The 22,081-nt window shown below is 69.2% G+C and carries 23 protein-coding genes and 1 pseudogene; 13 read left to right on the plus strand and 11 right to left on the minus strand.

Annotation, left to right across the window (positions count from 1 at the left end; genetic code table 11):
* Positions 1-423: alpha/beta fold hydrolase (locus tag ABZX92_RS37185; RefSeq protein WP_355570149.1), on the minus strand; the 423-nt coding region annotated here is incomplete at its 3' end.
* A gap of 77 nt (positions 424-500) precedes the next feature.
* Between ABZX92_RS37185 and ABZX92_RS37190 the strand changes: the two genes are divergently transcribed.
* Positions 501-881, plus strand: a complete 381-nt coding sequence (locus ABZX92_RS37190) for a hypothetical protein (RefSeq protein WP_355570150.1) — start codon at positions 501-503, stop codon at positions 879-881.
* On the opposite strand, the gene ABZX92_RS37195 is transcribed toward ABZX92_RS37190, so the two are convergent.
* Positions 871-1,458 (minus strand): hypothetical protein, encoded by a 588-nt coding sequence (locus ABZX92_RS37195; protein WP_355570151.1) that lies wholly within the window; start codon positions 1,456-1,458, stop codon positions 871-873. The genes ABZX92_RS37190 and ABZX92_RS37195 overlap by 11 nt on opposite strands.
* Before the next feature lie 171 nt (positions 1,459-1,629).
* On the opposite strand from ABZX92_RS37195, the gene ABZX92_RS37200 reads away from it, so the two are divergent.
* The 5 genes and pseudogenes from ABZX92_RS37200 (at position 1,630) to ABZX92_RS37220 (ending at position 5,804) form a co-directional block, all read left to right on the plus strand.
* Positions 1,630-1,986 carry a hypothetical protein gene (locus ABZX92_RS37200; protein WP_355570152.1) on the plus strand — a complete coding sequence of 119 codons (357 nt, stop codon included), beginning with the start codon at positions 1,630-1,632 and terminating at the stop codon, positions 1,984-1,986.
* Between the two features lie 40 nt (positions 1,987-2,026).
* Positions 2,027-2,569 carry a hypothetical protein gene (locus ABZX92_RS37205; protein ID WP_355570153.1) on the plus strand — a complete coding sequence of 181 codons (543 nt, stop codon included), beginning with the start codon at positions 2,027-2,029 and terminating at the stop codon, positions 2,567-2,569.
* 130 nt (positions 2,570-2,699) lie between these two features.
* Positions 2,700-4,508, plus strand: a pseudogene (locus ABZX92_RS37210) (glycoside hydrolase family 3 protein); the annotation flags it as partial.
* A gap of 27 nt (positions 4,509-4,535) precedes the next feature.
* Positions 4,536-4,922 (plus strand): carbohydrate-binding protein, encoded by a 387-nt coding sequence (locus ABZX92_RS37215; RefSeq protein ID WP_355570171.1) that lies wholly within the window; start codon positions 4,536-4,538, stop codon positions 4,920-4,922.
* Between the two features lie 57 nt (positions 4,923-4,979).
* Entirely contained in the window at positions 4,980-5,804 is an 825-nt protein-coding gene (locus ABZX92_RS37220; protein WP_355570154.1) for a class I SAM-dependent methyltransferase, read from the plus strand.
* Here ABZX92_RS37220 and ABZX92_RS37225 read toward each other — a convergent pair.
* Positions 5,801-8,296 (minus strand): CHAT domain-containing tetratricopeptide repeat protein, encoded by a 2,496-nt coding sequence (locus tag ABZX92_RS37225; protein ID WP_355570155.1) that lies wholly within the window; start codon positions 8,294-8,296, stop codon positions 5,801-5,803. The two genes, ABZX92_RS37220 and ABZX92_RS37225, sit on opposite strands and share 4 nt — an antisense overlap.
* A 67-nt stretch (positions 8,297-8,363) precedes the next feature.
* On the opposite strand from ABZX92_RS37225, the gene ABZX92_RS37230 reads away from it, so the two are divergent.
* The 5 genes from ABZX92_RS37230 (at position 8,364) to ABZX92_RS37250 (ending at position 13,265) form a co-directional block, all read left to right on the plus strand.
* Positions 8,364-9,650, plus strand: a complete 1,287-nt coding sequence (locus ABZX92_RS37230; RefSeq protein ID WP_355570156.1) for a S8/S53 family peptidase — start codon at positions 8,364-8,366, stop codon at positions 9,648-9,650.
* Between the two features lie 84 nt (positions 9,651-9,734).
* Positions 9,735-10,400 carry a M14 family zinc carboxypeptidase gene (locus ABZX92_RS37235; RefSeq protein ID WP_355570157.1) on the plus strand — a complete coding sequence of 222 codons (666 nt, stop codon included), beginning with the start codon at positions 9,735-9,737 and terminating at the stop codon, positions 10,398-10,400.
* Positions 10,294-10,971, plus strand: a complete 678-nt coding sequence (locus ABZX92_RS37240) for an SDR family oxidoreductase (RefSeq protein ID WP_355570158.1) — start codon at positions 10,294-10,296, stop codon at positions 10,969-10,971. The genes ABZX92_RS37235 and ABZX92_RS37240 overlap by 107 nt, the downstream gene beginning before the upstream one ends.
* Positions 10,968-12,110, plus strand: coding sequence for a galactonate dehydratase (dgoD, locus tag ABZX92_RS37245; protein ID WP_355570159.1), 1,143 nt, complete (start codon positions 10,968-10,970; stop codon positions 12,108-12,110). Before ABZX92_RS37240 ends, dgoD begins: the two co-directional genes overlap by 4 nt.
* 72 nt (positions 12,111-12,182) lie before the next feature.
* Positions 12,183-13,265 (plus strand): NAD(P)/FAD-dependent oxidoreductase, encoded by a 1,083-nt coding sequence (locus ABZX92_RS37250; RefSeq protein ID WP_355570160.1) that lies wholly within the window; start codon positions 12,183-12,185, stop codon positions 13,263-13,265.
* On the opposite strand, the gene ABZX92_RS37255 is transcribed toward ABZX92_RS37250, so the two are convergent.
* Positions 13,262-14,338: an ROK family transcriptional regulator gene (locus tag ABZX92_RS37255; RefSeq protein WP_355570161.1), complete on the minus strand. Its 1,077-nt coding sequence runs from the start codon at positions 14,336-14,338 to the stop codon at positions 13,262-13,264. The genes ABZX92_RS37250 and ABZX92_RS37255 overlap by 4 nt on opposite strands.
* 86 nt (positions 14,339-14,424) lie before the next feature.
* Between ABZX92_RS37255 and ABZX92_RS37260 the strand changes: the two genes are divergently transcribed.
* Complete coding sequence (locus tag ABZX92_RS37260; protein ID WP_355570162.1) at positions 14,425-15,600, plus strand: YbiU family protein; 1,176 nt, start codon at positions 14,425-14,427, stop codon at positions 15,598-15,600.
* Here the strand turns inward: ABZX92_RS37260 and ABZX92_RS37265 are convergent.
* Entirely contained in the window at positions 15,595-16,449 is an 855-nt protein-coding gene (locus tag ABZX92_RS37265; RefSeq protein WP_355570163.1) for an alpha/beta hydrolase, read from the minus strand. The two genes, ABZX92_RS37260 and ABZX92_RS37265, sit on opposite strands and share 6 nt — an antisense overlap.
* Positions 16,450-16,542: 93 nt before the next feature.
* On the opposite strand from ABZX92_RS37265, the gene ABZX92_RS37270 reads away from it, so the two are divergent.
* Positions 16,543-17,142, plus strand: coding sequence for a TetR/AcrR family transcriptional regulator (locus ABZX92_RS37270; protein WP_355570164.1), 600 nt, complete (start codon positions 16,543-16,545; stop codon positions 17,140-17,142).
* Here the strand turns inward: ABZX92_RS37270 and ABZX92_RS37275 are convergent.
* The 6 genes from ABZX92_RS37275 to ABZX92_RS37300 all read right to left on the minus strand — a co-directional run.
* Positions 17,139-18,386 carry a HAMP domain-containing sensor histidine kinase gene (locus tag ABZX92_RS37275; protein ID WP_355570165.1) on the minus strand — a complete coding sequence of 416 codons (1,248 nt, stop codon included), beginning with the start codon at positions 18,384-18,386 and terminating at the stop codon, positions 17,139-17,141. The genes ABZX92_RS37270 and ABZX92_RS37275 overlap by 4 nt on opposite strands.
* Positions 18,383-19,060 (minus strand): response regulator transcription factor, encoded by a 678-nt coding sequence (locus ABZX92_RS37280; RefSeq protein WP_355570166.1) that lies wholly within the window; start codon positions 19,058-19,060, stop codon positions 18,383-18,385. The genes ABZX92_RS37275 and ABZX92_RS37280 overlap by 4 nt, the downstream gene beginning before the upstream one ends.
* Before the next feature lie 14 nt (positions 19,061-19,074).
* Positions 19,075-19,563 (minus strand): hypothetical protein, encoded by a 489-nt coding sequence (locus ABZX92_RS37285; protein ID WP_355570167.1) that lies wholly within the window; start codon positions 19,561-19,563, stop codon positions 19,075-19,077.
* A 12-nt stretch (positions 19,564-19,575) separates the two neighbouring features.
* Positions 19,576-20,769 carry an ABC transporter permease gene (locus ABZX92_RS37290; RefSeq protein ID WP_355570168.1) on the minus strand — a complete coding sequence of 398 codons (1,194 nt, stop codon included), beginning with the start codon at positions 20,767-20,769 and terminating at the stop codon, positions 19,576-19,578.
* Complete coding sequence (locus ABZX92_RS37295) at positions 20,766-21,446, minus strand: ABC transporter ATP-binding protein (RefSeq protein ID WP_355570169.1); 681 nt, start codon at positions 21,444-21,446, stop codon at positions 20,766-20,768. The genes ABZX92_RS37290 and ABZX92_RS37295 overlap by 4 nt, the downstream gene beginning before the upstream one ends.
* A partial coding sequence (locus tag ABZX92_RS37300; protein WP_355570170.1) for an HlyD family efflux transporter periplasmic adaptor subunit occupies positions 21,443-22,081 on the minus strand: 639 nt, incomplete at its 5' end. The genes ABZX92_RS37295 and ABZX92_RS37300, both read right to left, overlap by 4 nt.

The following is a 22,081-nucleotide window of genomic DNA, read 5'->3' on the forward strand; positions in this document are numbered from 1 at the left end:
CTCGTCGACGTCCTCGCGGCTGAAGCCGCCGCGGTAGTCGCCATCGTCCACATAGCACGGTGACGGCGTGAGCAGGACCAGCTGCGCGAACCGTTCCGGCTCCCGGTTCGCCGCCAGCACCGCGATCATCGCGCTGACCGAGTGCCCGACCAGCACGACGTCTCGCAGGTCGAGCTCGTGGCAGATGGCCAGCACGTCGTCGGCATACCCGTCGAGCGTGCCGTAGCGCTCGGCGGACCACGCGCTGAGATCCGAACGGCCGCTGCCGGTGTGGTCGAACAGCACGACGTGGCAGTGTTCGGCGAGGTCCGGGACGATTCTGTGCCACAGGTTCTGGTCGCAACCGAAACCGTGCGCGAGCAGCACGGCCGGACCTGCCGGGTTACCGGTCACGACGACGTTGTTCCTGCGGGAGACATCCACCCCCAGATCCTAGGTGTGAGCGCGGGGCGAGGGCGGGTATCTCTGCCTCGAGCTTCTCCCGGGAGGAAACGAACACCATGCCGCGCCGTCTGGTCGCACTGCCCTTCGCCCTGTTCACCGCCGCGACGGCGCTCGACGTGCTGCACCTGCTCACCGGCCTGCCCGCCGTGCTCACCTGGCACGTCATCACCGCGGGCCTGCTGCTCGGCATCGCGGTCGCGGCGGCCGAGTGGCTCGACCGGATCTTCGCCGAACCCCGCGTCCGCACGTCCGGGCGTGATCTCGGGATCGCGGTGGTCCTGCTGCTGTTCGCCGTGAGCTGGGTGCTGCGGCTCGGTCAGCCGGAGTGGGAGCCGACCTGGGCGGCGGTGCTCGCCGGGTGGGCCGGCGTGGCGGGAGTGCTCGGCGTCACCGCAGCCCGCCGCCTGCAGCGGACCCCCGTGGCCGCTACCGGCTGAGCTCGGCCTGGCGGCGCAGCAGCTCCGCGATGGTGGCGTCGACCTCGTCGCGGTGCTGCCGCAGGCGTTCCAGGGCTTGAGCGGTGTCCGCCCCGACCTCGTGAGCGACGTCGGCGGGCACCTCCGGCCCCTCCCAGCGCGGGACCTTGCCCATGCGGTTGTTGATGAAGTCGTGCAGCGAGTCCATGCTGTCGTTGAGCCGCTCGACCCACGACCGCCGCCGCCTCGCCTCCCGCTCGGGGTCCTTCTCGTTCCAGGACGCGTCGCGCATCGTGCGGGTCAGCGCCTCGTCGGTGGCGCGGAAGTTGAGCAACAGCCTGGTGATCGCGTCCCGCACGGCGCCGGCGTCCGGAGGTTCCGCGCCGGTCCGCCTCGACCAGGTCCGTTGCCCGCCTCGCCGCTTGTAGTGCTGCTGCATGGCCTGCTTGGACCGTTCGCCGTACTCCGCGCCCAGCTGCTCCCACGTCCAGCCGCCGTCCAGGACAGCCTCGATCAGCACCCGTTCCGCCTGGTCGACGGACTCCCTGGCCCACGGCATCATCCGCAGCGCGCTCAACGACTCGTTCGGTTCACCCACCTCGTCAACGTATGCGTTGACGACCCTCCGCGTCAACTGATGCGTTGACGAACGGCCTCGCGGAACGTCGGCGGCTTGCGGCCGACGAGGTCTCGGCACCCGGTTGCTGCCGGCCGTCGCGCACGGCGTCCGGGAGCGCACCGAGATGGTCGTGGCCGGTAGCGTGAGCTCATGCCACAGATCACCGTCGAGTACTCCGCCGAACTGAACGAGGCGTTCGACCGCCGCGCGTTCGCGCTGGCGCTGCACCAGACGCTCTCGCCGCTGGTCAGCTCGGACGTGGCCGCGTTCAAGACGCGGTTCAAGCAGATCGAGGAGTCCGTGATCGGCGACGGCTCTCCCGCGGCGATGATCCACGTCCGGGTCGGCCTGCTGGCCGGGCGGCCGGTCGAGCTCAAGCAGGAGGTGGGGCGCGTGAGCATCGGGCTCGTGCGGGAACACCTCAAGCCGGTCGAGGGGCTGCCGACCCAGCTCACGCTCGAGGTGCACGACATGGACCGCGAGCAGTACCAGAAGATCGTCGTCTGAACGGTCACCCGTTCGCTTTGGCCAGAGGTAGCTTGCGCGCGTGGAGATCACTGACAGAACGTTCCCCGCGGCCCTCGTCGCGTTGAGCCGCATCGACTTCCCGTGGGACTACGACGAGAAGACCGAGGAAGCGGCGCCGGGCAACATCGACTACGAGCCGTACCAGGAGTTCGACTCCGCCGAGGAGACGACGGACTGGATCAGGGCCTGGACCGGCAACAAGGAGCTCGACGGCGACGCGTTCCGGGTGTTCGGGCAGGACGGCACGGGCGGGCTCGCCGTCAGCTGGCTCGTGCGGCCAGGACAGCCTCTCGCCGAGCAGCCGGTGGCGTTCTTCGGCTCGGAGGGCGAAGTCGGGATCGTGGCGCGCAGCCTGGGCGAGTTCCTGTGGTTGCTCGCGGGCGGGGTCGGACCGCAGGAGGCTGTCGAGTTCGGGGCCGACGGCGGGGTGGGGCATGACGAACTTCGTGCCGTGGCGGAGAAGTACTCGGGAATCGAGCCGCGCACGCCCGCCGAGGTGCTGGCCGCGGCGCGAGCGGAGTACCCGGAGTTCGCCGCAACGGTCCAGTCCTGGTGCCGGTGAGGTGAGCGGGGGAACCGGTCCTCGTTCCGGTTCCCCTTTGGTCTATACCACTTTGTGAACTGGGGTTACGCTCGGCCAACCCTGTTGTGCCGCAAGGTAAACAGGACCTCGTCCCCCGGAGGTCTGCCCCATGAGAAAGCTCCTCGCGGCCGTGCTCCTGCTGTCGGCCGCAGCAGCCCCGACCGGTACGGCCGCCGCGGCGGACCCGATCTACCTGGACCCGGCCCAGCCGATCCCCGCGCGCGTCTCCGACCTGCTCGGCCGGATGTCGCTCGACGAGAAGGTCGGGCAGATGACGCAGGCCGAGCGCAACGCGGTGAGCAACGCCGACCTGACCAACTTCCGGATCGGTTCGTTGCTGTCCGGTGGCGGTTCGGCGCCCTCCCCCAACAACGCCACGTCGTGGGCGAACATGTACGACAGCTTCCAGAACGCGGCGCGGGCAACGCCGTTGAAGATCCCGCTGATCTACGGCGTGGACGCGGTGCACGGCCACAACAACGTCGTCGGCGCCACGATCTTCCCGCACAACATCGGCCTCGGTGCGACCCGCGACCCCGCGCTCGTGCAGCGGATCGGCCGGGCCACCGCCGAAGAGGTGTCGGGCACCGGCATCGACTGGGACTTCGCGCCGTGCCTGTGCGTCGCGCGCAACGACCGCTGGGGCCGCACCTACGAGTCGTTCGGCGAGACGCCCGAGAACGCGACGTCGATGACCACGATGATCACTGGTCTGCAGGGCGCGAAGCTGTCGGACCCCGGCTCGGTTCTGGCCACGGCCAAGCACTACATCGGCGACGGCGGCACGACCGACGGCGACGACCAGGGCAACACGCAGGTCAGCGACGCCGAGCTGCGGGCGACCCACCTGCCGCCGTTCCGCGAGGCGGTGGCGCGCGGCGTCGGCTCGGTGATGATCACGTACAGCAGCGTCAACGGCCTCAAGACGCACGCCAACAAGTACCTGATCACCGACGTGCTGAAGGGCGAGCTGGGCTTCAGCGGCCTCGTCGTGTCGGACTGGAACGCCATCGACCAGATTGACGGCCAGCCGGGCTTCACCGCGGCCGAGGTCCGCACGTCGATCAACGCCGGCCTCGACATGATCATGGCGCCGACCGAGTGGCGCTCGTTCATCACGCTGCTCAAGGGCGAGGTGCAGGCGGGCCGGGTGCCGATGTCGCGCATCGACGACGCCAACCGCCGCATCCTGACCAAGAAGTTCGAGCTGGGGCTGTTCGAGAAGCCGCTGACCGACCGCTCGTACACGCCGACCGTCGGCAACGCGGCACACCGCGCGCTGGCTCGCGAGGCCGTGCGCAAGTCGCAGGTGCTGCTCAAGAACCAGAACGGCGTCCTGCCGTTGCCGAAGACCTCGTCGAAGATCTTCGTGGCCGGCAAGAGCGCGGACGACATCGGCTACCAGAGCGGCGGCTGGACGTTGTCGTGGCAGGGTGGCAGTGGTCCGACGCAACCGGGAACCACTGTGCTGCAAGGAATCCGCTCGGCCGTCTCGTCCTCCACGACCGTGACGTACAACCGCAACGGCACGGGCATCGACGGTTCGTACCAGGCCGCCATCGCGGTGATCGGTGAGACGCCGTACGCCGAGGGCGCCGGTGACAAGCCGGGCGCGATGGGGCTGGACAGCGAGGACCTCGCGACGCTGAACACGTTGCGCTCCACGGGTGTCCCGGTCGTGGTGGTGCTCGTGTCCGGCCGCCCGCTGGACATCGCGGCACAGCTGCCGCAGTGGACCGCCCTGGTCGCGGCCTGGCTGCCCGGCACCGAGGGCAACGGCGTGGCGGACGTCCTGTTCGGCGACTACCGCCCGACCGGCACGCTGCCGTTCACGTGGATGCAGAGCGCCTCACAACAGCCGATCAACGTCGGTGACGGCAAGACGCCGCTGTTCCCGTACGGCTTCGGCGCGCAGTTCCCGGCCACGCAGAACGCCTACGCGCTGATCGGTGCCTCGTACTACGACGAGCAGCGCGGCACGCAGGTCGAGCGGTGCACCGACTCGGGCTGCGGGCAGAACGTCGGCTACCTGACGCCGGGCGACTACGTGGCCTACGCGGACGTCGACTTCGGTGCCACGCCGCCGGCCTCGGTGACCACCCGAATCGCCTCCGCCTCGACGGCGAACGGCACGCTGCAGTACCGGCTCGACAGCCCGACCGGTCCTTTGGTCGCCACGGTGTCCGCGGCGAGCACGGGTGGCTGGCAGACGTGGACCTCGCGCACGGCTCCGGCTTCCGGGGCGACCGGGGTGCACCGGCTCTACCTGGTGGCGACCGGTGGCACAGGTGGTGACCTGGCGAACGTGAACTGGTTCCAGTTCGCCCGTTAGCGGCTCGGGGGCGTCAGCGCTCGCTGGCACCCCCTTTGCGGTCGTACGCTGATCTCCATGGCGAAGGTCGACTTCACCGGCGTGCAGGCCACGATGCTCGTGACCCTCTACCTGAGGGCCGCGGACGCCGGGGAGAGCAAGCCGGTGCTCGGAGACAGGTTCGCCGCGGACGCCGTCGAACGGATCGACTTCGACTGGCGGAAGATCGACAAGCCGGCGATCATGCGCAACCGGTTCGCGGTCGCGTTGCGCTCCAAGCAGTTCGACGAGTGGGCCGCGGACTTCCTCCGCCGCCACCCGGACGCGACGGTGCTGCAGCTCGCGTGCGGGCTCGACACGAGGGCGTTCCGGCTCGACCTGCCTTCCTCTGTCCGCTGGTTCGACCTCGATCTGCCCGACGTCATCGCGTTGCGGCGCAAGCTCTACGAGGACGGCGACCGCTACCGGATGATCGCCGCCTCGGCCACGGACGCCGATGCGTTCGACGAGATCCCGGACGACAAGCCGGTGCTCGTGATCGCCGAGGGTCTGCTGATGTACCTGCGAGAGGCCGAGGTGCGACGGCTGCTCCTGCGCATCACGCACACCTTCCCCGGCGGCGAGCTGATCTTCGACGGCGTCATGCCGTGGATCGCGAAGACGACCCAGGTGCTCAAGAAGTACTTCAGCCGGTGGTTCTACGACTATCCGGCGTACTGGACGCCGATGCGCGAGGGCAGGGACGTCGAGCGCTGGAACCCGCGGATCCGGTTCCGTGACGAAGCGGCGATCATGGCTCAGTACGACCAGGTTCCCGATCCCGGTGTGCGCAGGCTCTACCGCATCGGGGTCAGGTTCGCCGGGTTCCGCAAGTACCTGCGGGTGTTCCGCGCGGAGTTCTAGGCGCCGATGCAGACGAAACCGCTGGGCCGGTCCAGTTCCTGCTGGGCCTCGGCCAGCGCCTCCGAGGGCGTCCTGCCGTCCCGCAACCGCCGGTGCACCGCGACCATCAGCTCCTTGGTCTCGGCGTCCGGCACCGGCACTACCGGGGCGATCAGCTGCGAGGTGCCGCGCTCGAGGAACGTCGCGGCGAGGCCGAGGAGCTCGTTGCCGGACACCACGACCGAGCGGCCGACGTCGCAGGCGGCCATGATCACGGTCTCCGGGACCTGGTCGAGGCGCTGGACGTCGTAGACCACGAGCGGGCCGTCGTGCAGCGACAGCGCGGAGAACAGCGGGTTGTCCGGGTTGAGCCGGCCGTGGGCCGCCAGATGCACGGTGCCGGCCGTGTTCAAGGCCTTCAGGACGTCGTCGACCGTCGCGGACGTGGGGCTCGCGATCTGGTGAATCTCCGCCACGGCCGAAGCTTCTTCCGAGGCACCCGGCAGACCTGGACCGCTCGCGACCGCGAACGTACGTGGACGAGCCGGCCGGGAAGAGGCGGTGTGCCACAGGGTCGCCGACGGTGAGACCACGACCGGTTTCCCTTGACAGGACGGCAAAGTCGACCACGGGACGTCGTGCAGCACGCCGGTGGGCACCACGACGAGCGGACGGTCGCACGCCGGCAGGAGCAGGGAGTCGAGCTTCGCGGCGGTCGAGCGGAGCAGCTCGGCGATCTCGGGACGTGGCCGGTGAGCCAGGTGCCGCAACGCGAACGGCACGCGTGCCAGCAGGCCGCCCACCTCGCTGACCGTACCGACCGTGCGCACGTCCATCCGACCGTCAGCCAGCTGCAAAGCCAGAAGAGAACCGCCGAACTCGATGAACTGGACCAGCACTCGGTCACCCAGGTCCAGTGTGGACGGCCGGACCGGGTCGGCGGGACCACCGGTGAAAGCACGGAGCTGGCGGCTGCGGTTCTTGATCTGCCGTTCCAGCTCGACCTGCCGGTGCCGGAGCCGAGGCGTGGGACTGCTCTCCAGTTCGAGAGCGGTGGCGCGCAACAACGGCAGCAGGGAGGCGAGCTCGGGATCGTCGGGCGGGCGAACCGAGCGTTGCAGGAACCGGCTCGCACGACCGCGTTCGGCCCACTCGAAGACATCCGCGGGTGTACCGGAGCCCAACGCGATTCGCAGGCCCAGCGAGGCCAGATCGGCGCGGTGCAGGGCCGAGTGAGCGCGGAGGTCGCTGGCGCCCAGGGAGGCGTGGTTCTCGTCGAGAACGCGAAGTCCTCGCCGTGCCGCGGCCATCGCGGAACGAGGGTTCGTGCGCAGCAAGGCCTCCGCGTACCAGCCGCGGGCGCGCAACGTCGCCGGGCCACCGGTCCGTGCCGCGCTCGCCGTGGTCAGGTGCGAGACCGCCGGCGCCGGCTGTCTTCGTCGCTCGAAGACCAGTGCGAGATCGATGTGTGCCTGGACGACGGCGGCCGGCCGTCCCTCCAACGCCGTGATCATCGCGGCGGGATCGCCGATGCGGCAAGGCTTTCCGGCGTTCAAGGCAGCCCGCATCACGGTGGACCGGGCCAGAGCGGCGTGGTGCGAGCGTCCCTGACGGGTGAACTGAGCCAGCGCGGCGCGGGCATGCCCAGCGGCGGCGTCCCAGTCCGACGCGAGGAGCGCGGCGTCGGCGAGCAGCAGCCGCATCTCGGGCACCTTCAGCTGACGACCGTCCGCGCGGAAGGCGGCGACCGCCTGCGCGGCGTGCTCTCGTGCTTCGCCGGCCAAGCCCACGGACAGCAGCAGTTCGGCGCGGTCCTGCAGCACGGGCGCGAGCTGACCGCCGTGCCGGGCGATGATCTCCTCCGCCCGGTCGAAGTGCGCCAGCGCGGCCGGCACGTCACCCCGGCGGCTCTCCACCCAGCCCAGGTTCTCGGCGATGATGCCGACCACGAGCGGCCGGTCCAGCTCGCGGGCCAGGCCGTCGGCTTCGAGCAGGTCCTTCACCGCGGCCGCGAAGTTCTGCCGTTCGGCCTGCAGGATGCCCGTGTTCACCAGGTGCCGCTGCAGGCCGAGCTTGTCCCCGCTGCGCCGGAACGCCCGCCCGGCGGCCTGGTAGTCGGCGAACGCCTCGTCGAGCCGGCCGAGGTGGTAGAGGATCACGGCGCGTTGGCCCCGAGCGCGCGCACCCAGCAGCGGCACCGCCAAGTCCACCTCGCGCAGGGCGGACACGGCACGGCCCTGATGCACGAGCGCGAACGCGAGCTTCATCCGGCTCTCCGCGGCCGCCTTGCCCGCCCCGAGCCGGACCGCGCGGCGCAAATGGGTGACGGCGAGGTCGACCTGCCCGGTCTGGGCCAGCGCGTGCCCCCACGCCTGCTCGGCCAGCGCACGGGCCGCGGCATCGCTCTGAGCACGCGCGACGACCTCGGCCGCCGCCGGAATCGCCTTGACCGGATCGGCGTCGGCGAGCCGCATCGCCTCGCGCGCCGCGTGTAACGCCGGTCCCGGCACCATGATGACCAAGGTATCAACGTGACGCTCGACGGCATCGGTTCTGCGAGAACTCAACCCGGAGGCTGACATGACCACCCCAGTCGAGAGCGAATGCGAGAAGCTGCTGGGCGGTACCGACCAGCTCGTCGTCGACAGCACCCACCGCTCCGCCGTGGAGCAGGTGCTGGACGAGCTCGGGATCCAGACCAAGCTGGTCGACGACGCGCCCGCGTTCGATCTCGCGCTCCTCACCCTCTGGCACAAACCCGACGACGCCCACTCGGAGCCGGAGCTGGTCGCCGAGCTCGACCCGGTGCTCAACGAGGTTCGGGCGCGGCTCGCCGGGCGCTGCGGCGGCTGGGTCCCGCTGATCGGCAAGAACCGGCCGATGACCAGCCAGTTCGGGGCGTACCCGCAGACCAAGAGCCACACCCTGTGGGATCCGATACCCGCCGGCAAGCCCGACGACTGGCTCGCGGAGCCCAAGGGCGCCGGCGTGCGCGTCGGCCTGCTCGACACCGCGATCTACAAACACGACGACCTCCCCGACACCGCCATCAGAACGCTCGGCTTCGACAAGGCCGAGGCGCCCGCCGACGCCTACTTCGAACTGGGGCACGGCTTGTTCATGGCCGGACTGATCCTCAAGCAGGCGCCCGCCGCCACCGTCGTAGCACGCGCCGCGCTCAACGACAGAGGCAAGGCCTCCGCCTGGTGCGTGGTCAAGCAGCTCGAGGAGTTCTACGACGACCCTCCGCAGGACCGGGTGCACGTGCTGGTGATGGCCTGCGGCACCCGCACCAACGACGGCAGGCCGCCGTTGATCGTCGAACGCGCGGTCGAGCGGCTTCAGCGCCACATGGTGATCGTCGCCGCGGCGGGCAACCACGGAGCCGTGGACGGAATGTCACGCGACGTCCAGATCACGCGCAACTCCCCCACCTGGCCGGCCGCACTCCCCGGCGTCATCGCGGCCGGACTGCCGACCCCGTTCTCCGACGTGGGCGAGGACGCCGAGAGGAAGAAGGACTACAGCCCGGCACTGCCCTGGGTGACCTGCACGATCAACCCAGGAGCTGACGGCGAGTTCGTCAGCTCCTACTTCACGGAGACGAGAACGACCGTCGAACTGCTCAGCGGCAACGCATTCGCCGGAAGGGCTTCCGGCTTCGCGTCGTGGCGCGGTACCTCCTGCGCCGCCGCCCAGCTCGGCGGGCTCATCGCCGCGAAGATGGCGGAGGCCGGCCTCGGCGCACGGGAGGCGTTCAACGCCCTCTCCCTCGGTGACGAAGCCGTTGCCAAGCCCTACAAGTGGACCTATCCACGTCAGGTGACCGTCCAATCACGACCTGCGACCGTTGAGCCGAACGTGTAGGGCCTAAAGGCTCATCAATGTAACGGCTGGTCGGCGTAGCGTCGGCGGGTCTTGCGTCGACCACGCACGCCCAGGAGGAACGCAATGAAGCGGTCCACGACTCTCCTGTCCGCACTGGCACTCGTCGTCGGAGGTGCGGCGGCGTCACCCGCCCAAGCCGCCCCGCCCAGCGACCCCCTCGACGTCTACGTAGCCCAGGTGACACCGAAACAGGCGGGTGATCTGTCGAGACAAGGCCTGGACGTCGCCGCTGCCAGAACGGCCGGCGACAAGGTCGAGGTCGAGCTCGTCCTCGACTCCGCCCAGCAGAAGGACCTGGCGAAGCGCGGGATCGACGCGAAGCTCAAGAAGAACAAGGACGGCAAGACGACCAAGCAGCTCGCCGCCGAGCAGGCCGCCGGCGGGTTCACCGTGTGGCGGTCCTACGACGAGCCGGGCGGGATCCGCGACCAGCTGTACTCGTTGGCGCAGAACAACCAGAACCTCGTCAAGCTCGAGGTGCTCGGGAAGACCGGGCAGGGACGGGAGATCATCGCGCTCAAGGTCACCCAGGGCGCGCTCGGGCAACGCGACGGAAGCCGGCCGGCGGTGCTCTACTCCTCCACGCAGCACGCGCGCGAGTGGATCAGCACCGAGGTGAACCATGAAGTGCGCGGTGGTGTCGGGTGCGGCAGCGGGAATCGGTGCCGCCACGGCACAGCACCTGACCGACAACGGGTACCGGGTGATCGGCATCGACATCACGGGTGACGTCGCTGTTCGCGGTGATGTCAGCGACCCAGACACGTGGCGCCGGGCAGTGGAACTGACGGACGGTGTGGACGCGTTGGTGAGCAACGCGTTCACGGTGCAGGTCAAGCCGCTCGACCAGACCACGCCCGCCGAGTGGGAACGCCAGCTCGCGGTCAACCTCGGCGGCGCGTTCCACGGCCTCCAGGCCTGCCTGCCGTCACTGCGGCAGCGGGGCGGCTCGGTGGTGCTCGTGTCATCGGTGCACGCGCACTTCGGCATCCCGGGACACGGCGCGTACGCGGCCTCGAAAGGCGGGCTGGTGGCTCTCACCCGCCAGCTCGCGGTCGAGTACGCGCCGCACGTCCGGGTCAACGCGGTGCTCCCCGGGCCCGTGCTGACAGCGGCATGGGACCGGGTGTCCATCGAAGATCGCGAACGCAGTGCCCGAGCCACCCCGGCCGGCCGCCTCGGCGACCCGGCCGAGGTGGCCTCGGTGATCGGTTTTCTGTTGTCTCCGGGGGCGTCCTTCGTGACGGGCGCGGAGATTCTGGTCGACGGCGGCTGGTCCGCGGCAAAGGATTCTTCATGAAGGTGACGGCGGTCGAGACGTTCCTGGTCGAGCCCCGCTGGTTGTTCCTGAAGGTGAGCACGGACGAGGGGGTGACCGGCTGGGGGGAGCCGGTGGTGGAGGGCAGGGCCGAGACGGTCCGCGCGGCCGTCCACGAGCTTTCCGAGCTGGTCATCGGCCAGGACCCGCTGCGCGTCGAGGACCTGTGGCAGGTCCTGCGCCGCGGCGGCTTCTACCGCGGCGGCCCGGTGTTGTCGTCGGCGCTCTCCGGTTACGACCACGCGTTGTGGGACATCGCGGGAAAAGCACGCGGCCTGCCCGTGCACGAGCTGCTGGGTGGCCCGGTTCGCGACCGCGTGCGCGCCTACTCGTGGGTGGGCGGCGACCGGCCGGACGGTGTGTTCGACGCGGTGGCGGAGCAGGTCGCGCAGGGCTTCTCGGCGGTGAAGATGAACGCCACGGCCGAGATGCGCCCCATCGCCTCGCCCGCGGAAGCTCAAGCCGTGCTGGAACGTGCACGGCAGGCCCGCGAAGCGCTGGGACCGCAAGGCGAGCTGGCGATCGACTTCCACGGCCGCGTTTCCCCTGCCATGGCACGACGTCTGGTGCGCATGCTCGAAGAGGTGCAGCCGATGTTCGTCGAGGAACCGGTGCTGCCCGAGCTGCCACCCGAGGTCCTGGCTTCGGTGGTCGCCGCCTCGACCGTGCCGATCGCGACGGGGGAGCGGCTCTTCTCGCGCTGGGAGTTCAAACCGGTGCTGGACGCGGGCGTGGCGGTCGTGCAACCGGACCCGTCGCACGCGGGCGGCATCTCCGAACTGCGCCGCATCGGTTCGCTGGCCGAGATCTACGGCGCCTCGATCGCACCGCACTGTCCACTCGGGCCGATCTCGCTCGCGGCGTCGCTGCAGGTCGCGTTCACCACGCCGAACTTCCTGATCCAGGAACAAAGTGCGGGCATGCACTACCACGGCACCGACCCCACCTATCTGGTGGACATGGCGCCGGTGCGGGTCGTGGACGGCTGGATCGCCCGGCCGACCGGACCCGGCCTGGGCGTGGAGGTCGACGAGGCGGCGGTGCGCAGGGCCGCCGAGGTCGGGCACGCGTGGCGCTCGCCGATCTGGCGGCACGACGACGGCGGCTTCGCTGAGTGGTGACTGACAGGGCCTGACAGCCGGGTGCCAGCGTCGTGTGCGATCGGTGCCAGCAGCTCAAGCGAACCTCGCCGCATGCCCAAAGTCACGATCATCGGCGCCGGTCTCGGCGGCCTCACCCTCGCCCGCGTGCTGCACGTCCACGGCATCCCGTCCGTCGTCTACGAGGCGGAGGAGTCGCCGGACGCGCGGTCGCAGGGTGGCATGCTCGACATCCACGACTACAACGGTCAGCTCGCGCTCCAAGCCGCCGGGCTGATGGACGAGTTCCACGCCCAGGTCCTCGAAGGACGCCAGGCACTGCGGGTGCTCGACACCGACGGCACGGTCCTGCTCGACAAGCCCGACGACGGCACCGGCGGCCGTCCGGAGATCCAGCGCGCCGACCTGCGCCAGATCCTGCTCGACTCCCTCCCAGCAGGCACGGTGAGGTGGGGCCACAAGGTGACGGGCGTCGAGGGCCGCACGGTCACGTTCGCCGACGGCAACACTCACGAAGCCGAGCTGCTCGTGGGCGCGGACGGCGCGTGGTCTCGCGTGAGGCCGTTGCTCAGCGACGCGACTCCGGAGTACGCGGGGGTGACGTTCATCGAGACCTACCTCCACCACGCGGACACCGCGCACCCGACGATCGCCAGAACCGTCGGTGGCGGCTCGATGTTCGCCCCGGCCCAGGGCAAGGGGATCTTCGCGCACCGGGAACGCGGCGACACCCTGCACGCCTACGTCGAGTTCACCCGGCCGCTGGAGTGGTTCGAGAACATCGACGTCACGGACCCCGCGCGGATTGCCGCGGAGTTCGGCGGCTGGGCACCGGAGCTGACCGCGCTGATCACCGAGTCCGACACCACGCCGATCTTCCGCCCGCACTACACGTTGCCGCGTGGACATCGCTGGGACCGGGTGCCGGGCGTGACCCTGCTCGGCGACGCCGCCCACCTGACCGTGGCCAACGGCGAAGGCGCCAACCTCGCCATGCTGGACGGCGCCGAGCTCGCCCGCCTGCTCGCCGCGCACACCGACGTCGAGGCCGCGCTGCACGAGTACGAGGAAGCGATGTTCGTGCGCGCGGTGGAGACCGTCGAGGACGCCGACGGCATCACCGAGAGCCTGTTCGGCGACGAGCCCCCGCAGAAGCTGCTCGACCTGCTCGCCTAGCGCGGTCTGGACGCCTCGACCAGCGCGTTTCGCAGCTGCTCCAAGGCATGAGCCTGCGCGCCGACGAACGACGGAGACGACACCGACGCCGCGGCCACAACGACGTGGCGCGGCAGTCGGTCGCATGCGGCGGTGATCTCATCGAGCACCAACGGCCCCCAAGTTCCGCCCACCACAACGACTTCCGGGTCCGCCAACGTGACCAACGCCGTGACGACCCCACCGATCGCCCGCGCCACCACGTCCAAATCCGGACTCTCCAGCAACCGTGCGACATCGATCGCCGTCGACCCCGCCTGCCTCAGTCCCAGCTCCCCGAACACCTCGATGAACGGCACGGCAGCCCCTGAAGGCCCGACCGTGATCAGGTGCGAGATCTCGCCCGCCAGCCCGGAATGCCCGCGCCGCACCTCGCCGTCGCTGACGACCGCGCATCCCAAGCCCTCGCCCAGGTACAGGTAAGCGAAGTCCGAGACACCGCTGGAAGCCTGCTCGGCCTGCGCCGCCCAGTTCACGTCGTTGTCCACGATCACCGGACCGCTCAGGAACGGCCGCAACACCTCGACCGGATCCAGCGCTCCCACCAGGAACGGCGAGTCCGGCAGCTGCACGAGCCGCCCGGTGTGCCGGTCGACGGGATCGGCCGCGCTCACCACCGCCAGCCGGACGTGTTGCCCAGCAACAGCTTCCACGGCCGCGATCGGCAACACCGAAGCCACCTCGGCAGGCCCGCCGATGGGGGAGTGCACGCGCGAAACCGAGTCGCCGTACGCGTCAACGCACGATGCCGTCACGCCGTCGTGCGCGATCGTCACCACCAACGCGACGCCCACATCTGCAAGGCTGTAGAACGAGCCGACGCGCCCCTTGCCGCGTCCACCAGGAGTGCGCTCGCCGGTGTCGGCGACCAGCCCGAGTTCCTCCAGCCGTCGAACGCTCTCGCCCACGGTCGGCTTCGACAGCCCCGTGACCACGGCCAACTCGGCCCGCGTCAGCCTGCGCGCGGACATCAACGCGCGCAGCACGTGCTCGTCGGAGATCGAGCGCAGCAGCTCCTGGGACGGCTTCGTCACGCCGCGCATTCTAGTTAGGGGTCTTGCCTACAAGCGTGCGACACGCCTATGGTTCTAAGTAAGGAGGCCTTACTGGAAGGAGCGTCATGCTGCCGAACTGGAAAACCACCCCGCCTGACCTGCCCAAAGCCGTCCGCGAGATCAAGAAGGCGATCCGCGCGAACATCGAAGCGTCTGGCCGGACCGTCGAGGAGGTGTTCGCCGTCGTCGAGAAGCAGATCCGGCAGGAGGTCGACGACGTCAAAGCGGGCCAGGCGTGGCCGGTGATCGACTACGCCGACATCGAGGCCGGAACCGTGCCGACCGACCTCGTCAAACGCCGCGGCTGCCTCGTGGTCCGCAACCACTTCGACCGCGAGCAGGCCCAGAACTGGGATCGGTCCATTGTGGACTACGTAGAGCGCAACAACTTCTTCGAGAACTACCGAGGCCCCGGCGACGACTTCTTCGGCAGCGTCGGCTCGAAGCCCGAGATCTACCCGATCTACTGGTCAGCAGCGCAAACCGAAGCGCGCGAACACGAGCGCATGGCCACGGTCCAACGCTTCCTGAACAGCCTGTGGCGCAGCGACGGCTGGTTCGACCCGAACCGCGACGTCCGGTACCCGGACCGCATCCGCCGCCGCCCGCCCGGCGCGAGCTCCAGCGGCCTCGGCACTCACCTCGACCCCGGCACGCTCGACCTGTGGATGACGAAGGAGTACCAGCAGGCGTTCCGGCACCTCTTCAACGGCACGGTCGAGCAGTACGACCCGTGGGACGCCGCCCACCGCACCACCGGCCCGCAGTACCCCGGCACCACGATGTGCTCGGTGTTCCGCACCTTCCAGGGCTGGACCGCGCTCTCCGACATGGACCACGACCAAGGCGTCCTGCACACCGTGCCGATCCCCGGCGCGATGGCGTACCTGATGCTGCGCCCGCTGCTCGACGACGTCCCGGACGACGACATGTGCGGCGTCACCGTCAACCAGGTCTTCCCGGTCAACCCGAAGTACCACGCGCTGCTGATCGAAGCCCTGAGCGGCATCCCGGACGTCAGGGCGGGCGACTCGGTCTGGTGGCACTGCGACATGATCCACAGCGTCGCACCGGTCGAGAACCAGCAGGGCTGGGGCAACGTCATGTACATCCCGGCCGCGCCGTGGTGCGCCCGCAACGAGCGCTACGCCAAGGAGATCGCCAAAGCCCGTGCGACCGGCGAGAGCCCGAGCGACTTCCCGGCAGAGCACTACGAACGCGACTGGCCGAACCGGTCATGAGGCGGTCTCGGTGAGGGTGAGGATCCGGGCGATCGTGAGCTCCGGTTCTTCCAGGGGCAGCGCGTGCGTGGTCTTGGGCACGACCTCTGCGCGCAAAAGGGGATTGAGCGACTCGACACGGGCGGCGACCGCGCGTGAGTCGTGCCCCGCGCAGTTTTCGGCGAGCACGAAGTGAACAGGCACGGCGATCGCGCGCAGCTGGTCGTCGGTGAACTCGTACTGTGGCGGGAAATGCGCCTTGTACTTGAGCCCGCGGATCACCAACGGGGCGAGAGTGCGGCGCGCGTAGGGATCTCCTTTCATGATCCGCCGCAGGATCGGCGCCGGCAGCAGCCAGCGGAACATCTGGCCGAAGCTCCAGAGGACGAACCGCAGGCCGATGGTCCCGAAGCCACCCGGCTCGATGGCGATCAGGCGGTCGATCCGGTCGCTCGAACGCATGACGAGGTCCAGCGCGATCATGGCGCCGCGGGAGATCCCGACGAGGTGGTACTTCTCGTGGCCGAGTCCGGCGAGCACGTCGGCGAGCCAGTCCGCCTGGTCGGAGCCGCTCTGCACGGGACGCGTCTGGACCGAGCGACCCGGTTCGCCGATCGTGTCCACCGCGTACACCGTGTGCCGCTCGGCCAGTTCGGCGACGAAGGAGTACCAGGACAACGACGTGCCCATCACGCCGTGCAGCAGCACGATCGGTGTGCCCTGCCCGATGCCGCTGCGCCGGACCCTGGTCGGCCCGAACCGCGTCTCGACGTCCAGCTCCTCGGCCGGAACGGGCCACTTCCGCAGGATCGCGTCGTACGTGGCGAAGTACTTGTCCTGCGACTTCTGATCCTTGAACTTGCCGAGCATCGTGACCCCCCAGGTCGTTTATCCAATGCAGATGCAATGTTATAGCACCCCGGCTCGTCGTGCCAGCAGCGGATGGTGTGACACAGTGATCACGTGCCGAAACGCGTTGACCACGACGAGAAAAGGCGTGAGCTCGCGGAGGCGGTCTTCCGGATCGCGGCGACGCAGGGCCTGCAGGCGGTGACGCTGCGGGCGGTCGCCGCTGAGGCCGGCGTCTCGATGTTCCAGGTGCAGTACTACTTCCCGGCCAAGGAGGAGATGCTGCGGTACGCCTGGCAACGCATCACCGAACTGGGCGCCGAGCGGGCAGGAGGAGGCATCGCCGAAGCGCTGCGGACCGGCGACGAACGCGCTGTCATCCGCGCCTGCGTGCTCGGTGTGCTGCCGACCGACGAACGCAGCCGCATGCTGTGCGCGGTGCAGATAGCCTACTTCGCCGTCGACGTCACCCGCGGCGGTCAGGATCCAGATCAGCAGGCCATGATGCCCCACCTCGTGCGCCTGCTCGCGGATCAGCTCGGACAAGCCCAGCAGCGCGGCGGGGTTCCCGCGCACCTCGACACCCAGCTGGAGGCTGACGCACTCGCGACCATGACCGGCGGCCTGCTCAGCGCGATGCTGGTCGAGGCCTACGACGCCGAGCAGGCGACACGGATCATCGACTACCGGCTCGGGCAGCTCTTCGCCGGTTAGGCGCTCAGCCGCACCCGGAACACCGCGCCCTCACCCGGCGCGGTGTCCAGCTCGACCTTCCACCCGTGCGCGGCCACCAAAGCCGCCACGATCGCCAGTCCCAACCCAGCTCCGCCAGGTCCACGCGCCGAGTCCGCCCGGTAGAACCGTTCGAACACCCGCGAAGCCTGCTCGGCCGGCATCCCCGGCCCGTGATCAGCGACTTCAATCGCCGAGGCAGTCAACCGGACCTCGATCGGCGACCCCGCAGGAGTGTGCGTCAAAGCGTTGTCCAGCAAGTTCGTCAGCACCTGCCGGATCCGAGCCTCATCACCCTGAACCACCACGGGCCCGGTGAGCGTCAGCGACACCGTCCGCTCAGGATCCCGAACCCGCGCCTCGTGCACCGCATCCGTCACCAGCACCACGAGGTCCACATCGGACAACACCAACGGTTGCGCGGAATCCAGCCGCGCCAGCGCAAGCAGATCCTCGACCAGCACACCCATCCGCTGAGCCTGATCCTCGATGCGTCGCAACACCTCAGCGGCATCCGTGGCCGCACCCTGCCGGTAAAGCTCGGCATACCCCCGAATCGACGTCAACGGCGTCCGCAACTCGTGCGACGCATCAGCGACGAACTGCCGCATCCGGTTCTCCGACGACACCCGCACGGCGAAGGCGGCCTCGATCTGCCCCAGCATCGTGTTCAACGCCGACGCCAGCCGCCCGACCTCAGACCCGGGCCGTCGCACCGGAACCCGTCGCGAAAGATCACCGGCCGCGATCTCCCCGGCGACCTGCTCCACTTCCTCCAATGCCCGCGTGGACGACCTGACCAGCACATACCCGGCCATCCCGACGAGCAGCAACGCCCCGAGACTGATCAGCAGGAACGCCACCCGCAGATCGTCGACCGCCTTGTCGACCTCGCTCTGATCCGTCGCCACGACCAGCTCGGCGCCGTCGAGCTGCCGCATCACCAGCCGATGCGTGCCGACCGTGACGTGCTCACCAGCCGTCAGCTCCCCGTACGCCGGCAGCCCCTCGAACGGCGTCCCGGACAACACCTCGGAAGGCGAGCGCAGGATCATGTTCTCCCGCCCCGGAAACGGCCGGGGAGCGCCGGCCGCGCGGTCCAGCCGGGCGTCGAGCTGGTGCAGGAGGTAGTTCTCCATCACCTTCGAACCGACGAGCCACGTGCCGAAGAGACCCGCGGCCACCAGGGCGACGAGCACGACCACCAGCCGCACGCGCAACGTCATGGGCGGATCATGTACCCCAGGCCGCGCACGGTGTGGATCAGCCGCGGCGCGTCCGCGTCCACTTTGCGTCGCAGGTACGAGATGTACGACTCGACCACCCCGACATCGCCGTCGAAGTCGTGCGACCACACCTGATCCAGGATCTGCGCCTTCGACAACACCCGGCCGCTGTTGCGCATCAGGTAGTGCAGCAACCGGAACTCCGTCGGCGACAGCTCCACGATCCGCGACCCGCGCCGCACGATGTGGCTCTCCACGTCGAGCGAAAGATCACCGCAGGTCAGCTGCTCGCCCTCGTGTCCGGGCCGGGTGCGGCGCAGCACCGCCGTCACCCGCGCGATGACCTCCTCCAGGCTGAACGGCTTGGTGATGTACCCGTCGCCGCCCACGGTCAGCCCGGTGATCCGGTCGTCCGGGCTGTCCCGCGCGGTCAGGTAGAGCACCGGCACCTGCAAGCCGCCCGAACGCAGCCGCCGCACCACCTCGAACCCGTCCCGATCAGGCAGCATCACGTCGAGCAGCACCAGATCGGGCGACTCCACCCGCGCAGCCTGCAAGGCCTCGCCGCCCGTCGCCGCGCTGGACACGGTGAACCCGGCGAACCGCAGGCTGGCGCACAGCAGTTCGCGGATGCTGGGTTCGTCCTCGACGACGAGCAACCGGCCACGTTCCACGCGAGAATCCTGCATCACCCGGTCGCTGGCCGCTGCGTGATGGTCTGCCCGGTCACCGTGCCGTCCGACCCCGCCTGGCCCTGCACCACGACCTGCTGCCCGGCCTTGAGGTCGGTCAGCTTGCCGTCGGACGTGATCTGCACCTTCGTGGAGTCCGAAGTGGACACCTTGACGACCTGCCCGTTCTGGGTCTTCACGTACACCGTGGTGCCGTCGATGTGGTCGATCGTGCCTGCGGTGCCACGCCCGAAGTTGCCGCCGTTCGGCCGGTTCTGACCAGATGGCGGCGTGCCCTGCCCGTTGAACTGACGCCCGGCGGCGTTCTGCCGGGTCGGGGCCGGCGTGGAGCCGAAGGACTTCTGCACGAACACCCCGCCGACGAACGCGACGATGGCCAGCACCGCGACCCCGAGGATCATCGTGGTCTTGCCGACGCCGGACTTGCGTTCCTTCAGCTCGGCCGAGATGTCGTTCTCGAGCGGCTGGTCGAGTGGGTTGGTCACGTCAGGGTCTCCTTATTCGTGCCGGAGGGCTTCGATGGGACGGAGCTTCGCCGCGCGGGAAGCGGGGTAGCTGCCGAAGAACAGGCCGATCAACGCCGACACCGCGAACGCCAGCAGCACGGACGACGGAACGAGCACGGGTTTGATCCCGGCGATGGTGAACTGGCTGCCGATCAATCCCGCCGCGACACCAAGAGCACCGCCGAACAGGCTCAGCAGCGTCGCCTCGATCAGGAACTGCCCGAGAATCGACGAGCGAGGTGCGCCGACGGCCTTGCGGATGCCGATCTCGCGGATCCGCTCGGTGACCGTGACCAGCATGATGTTCGTGATGCCGATTCCGCCCACCAGCAACGAGATCGCGGCCACCGACGCCAGCAGCACCGTGAACGTCTCTGTCGTCGCGGTGCGGGCGGTGAGCAGCTGGTCCTGGCTGAGGATCCGGTAGTCGGCGGTCGTGCCCGTGATCTTGTGACGACCGTTCAAGATCGTCGTGACCTGCGCCTGCGCGTTCGGCAACGCGTCGGCGCTTCGGGCCTGCACGACGATCTGCGTGAGGCTGCCGTAGCCGGTCAACGCGTTCTGCGTGGTCGTCAAAGGCGCCACGGCCATGTCGTCGGCGTCCTGCAGGCCGCTCGATCCCTTGGCCGCCAGGACTCCGATGACGGTGAACGGGATGTTGTTGACCAGCATGGACTTCCCGACCGGATCAGTGCCGGGGAAGAGCTGCGTGGCCACGGTCGCGCCGATCACCACGACCTTGCGCGCCTGCTGGATGTCGTTGTCGGAGAACAGGTTCCCCTGCGCGACCGCGCTGTTGGTCGTCTCGAAGTAGTGCGGATCCGAGCCGATGAACTGGCTGATCGCGTAGCTCGTCGTGCCGTAACCCGCCGTGGCCTGCGCTGACACGACCGGCGACGCGTACTTGACGTCAGGGGAGTCGGAGCCGACCAGCGCCGCCGCGTCCGCCGTGGTCAGCGGCTTGACCGGACTACCGGGCTGGGAGCGCTGCGGACTGATCGTCAGGATGTTCGTGCCGAGTCCGGCGATGCTCTGCTGCACCGCGCTGGACGCGCCGTTGCCGACCGCGATCAGCAGGATCACCGACGCGACACCGATCAGGATGCCCAGCGTCGTGAGCCCGGACCGCATCTTGTTCGCGGTCAACCCGCGAACGGCGAACGCGGCGATCTCGAAGAGTCTCACACCAGCACCCCCGCGACTTTCCCGTCCACCACGCGAACAGTGCGCATGGCGTGGGCCGCGACCTCGTCCTCGTGCGTGATCAACACGACCGTGCGGCCGCTCGCGCTGAGCCGGTCCAGGATGCCCAGGACCTCCCGGCTGGAGTCGGTGTCGAGGTTTCCGGTCGGTTCGTCGGCGAGCACGATCGCGGGCGACGTCACCAAAGCTCGTGCGATCGCGACACGTTGTTGTTGCCCGCCGGACAGTTCGTTGGGCCGGTGGTGCGTGCGGTCTTTGAGACCAACGAGATCGAGCGCCGCGAGCGCCCGTTCCCGGCGTTGGGCACGCCGAACTCCCGCGTACACCAGCGGGAGTTCGACGTTCGCGAGTGCCGTGGTGCGCGGCACCAAGTTGAAGGACTGGAAGACGAACCCGATCTTCCGGTTGCGCAGCAACGAGAGCTGTTCCTCGTCGAAGTCGCCCGTGTCGATGCCGTCGAGCAGGTACTTCCCGGACGTCGGCACGTCGAGGCACCCGAGGATGTTGAGCAGCGTCGACTTGCCCGACCCGGACGCGCCCATGATCGCGATGTACTCGCCCTTCTCGACCGTGAGATCGAGGCCCCGCAACGCGTGCACGGCCGTGTCACCGCTGCCGTACGTCTTGCGGAGGTCTCTGACCTCGATCACCGGGCTCATCGACCGGTCCCGGTGAAGCCGCCGCCGTTGCGGTTGCCGGTGCCGGTCCCGGGGAACTGGCCACCCTGCTGCTGGCCCGTGCGGTTCTGGTTGGTCGAGGTGGTGACCGGCGGCAGCACGACTTCCTCGCCCGCGGTCAGCCCGGACTTGATCTCCACGTACTGATCGCCGCGCACGCCGATCTCGACGGTCTTGCGGGTCTCGGCGCCGTTCTCCATCACCTGGACGCTGCTGGCGCCGTTGACGGTCTGCACGGCCGCGGCGGGCACGGCGAGGACGTTGGTCGCCCCGGCGACGGTGATCTCGACGCTCGCCGACTGGCCGGGCCGCAACCCCTCCGGCGGCGACGTCAACGCCAGCGTGACGCCGTACTGGACGACGTTGTTCGACGTGGTGGGCGTGAGGTCGACCTGCGCGACCTTGGCCTGGATGGGCTGGGTCTGCATCGCGTTGACCGTGACCGTCGCGGCCTGGTCGCCCTTGAGCTTGCTGACGTCGGACTCGGAGACGTTCGCGTGCAGCACGAGGTTCTTCAGGTCCGTCACGACGACGAACCCGGACTGCGTCGTGGTCGTGCTCGTCGTCGAACTGGTGTTGCTGGACGCGTTGCTGCTCGCGCCGACCTTCTGGCCCAC

The sequence above is a fragment of the Lentzea sp. NPDC006480 genome (assembly GCF_040611995.1).
Classification (GTDB): Bacteria; Actinomycetota; Actinomycetes; order Mycobacteriales; family Pseudonocardiaceae; genus Lentzea.

Excerpts from the sequence above, each read along its gene's own strand:
- ABZX92_RS37190 (WP_355570150.1), top strand. The coding sequence starts at position 501 with ATGCCGCGCCGTCTGGTCGCACTGCCCTTCGCCCTGTTCACCGCCGCG.
- ABZX92_RS37200 (WP_355570152.1), top strand. The coding sequence starts at position 1,630 with ATGCCACAGATCACCGTCGAGTACTCCGCCGAACTGAACGAGGCGTTC.
- ABZX92_RS37220 (WP_355570154.1), top strand. The coding sequence starts at position 4,980 with ATGGCGAAGGTCGACTTCACCGGCGTGCAGGCCACGATGCTCGTGACC.
- ABZX92_RS37225 (WP_355570155.1), bottom strand. The coding sequence starts at position 8,296 with ATGGTGCCGGGACCGGCGTTACACGCGGCGCGCGAGGCGATGCGGCTC.
- ABZX92_RS37230 (WP_355570156.1), top strand. The coding sequence starts at position 8,364 with ATGACCACCCCAGTCGAGAGCGAATGCGAGAAGCTGCTGGGCGGTACC.
- ABZX92_RS37235 (WP_355570157.1), top strand. The coding sequence starts at position 9,735 with ATGAAGCGGTCCACGACTCTCCTGTCCGCACTGGCACTCGTCGTCGGA.
- ABZX92_RS37240 (WP_355570158.1), top strand. The coding sequence starts at position 10,294 with ATGAAGTGCGCGGTGGTGTCGGGTGCGGCAGCGGGAATCGGTGCCGCC.
- dgoD (WP_355570159.1), top strand. The coding sequence starts at position 10,968 with ATGAAGGTGACGGCGGTCGAGACGTTCCTGGTCGAGCCCCGCTGGTTG.
- ABZX92_RS37250 (WP_355570160.1), top strand. The coding sequence starts at position 12,183 with ATGCCCAAAGTCACGATCATCGGCGCCGGTCTCGGCGGCCTCACCCTC.
- ABZX92_RS37260 (WP_355570162.1), top strand. The coding sequence starts at position 14,425 with ATGCTGCCGAACTGGAAAACCACCCCGCCTGACCTGCCCAAAGCCGTC.
- ABZX92_RS37265 (WP_355570163.1), bottom strand. The coding sequence starts at position 16,449 with ATGCTCGGCAAGTTCAAGGATCAGAAGTCGCAGGACAAGTACTTCGCC.
- ABZX92_RS37275 (WP_355570165.1), bottom strand. The coding sequence starts at position 18,386 with ATGACGTTGCGCGTGCGGCTGGTGGTCGTGCTCGTCGCCCTGGTGGCC.
- ABZX92_RS37295 (WP_355570169.1), bottom strand. The coding sequence starts at position 21,446 with ATGAGCCCGGTGATCGAGGTCAGAGACCTCCGCAAGACGTACGGCAGC.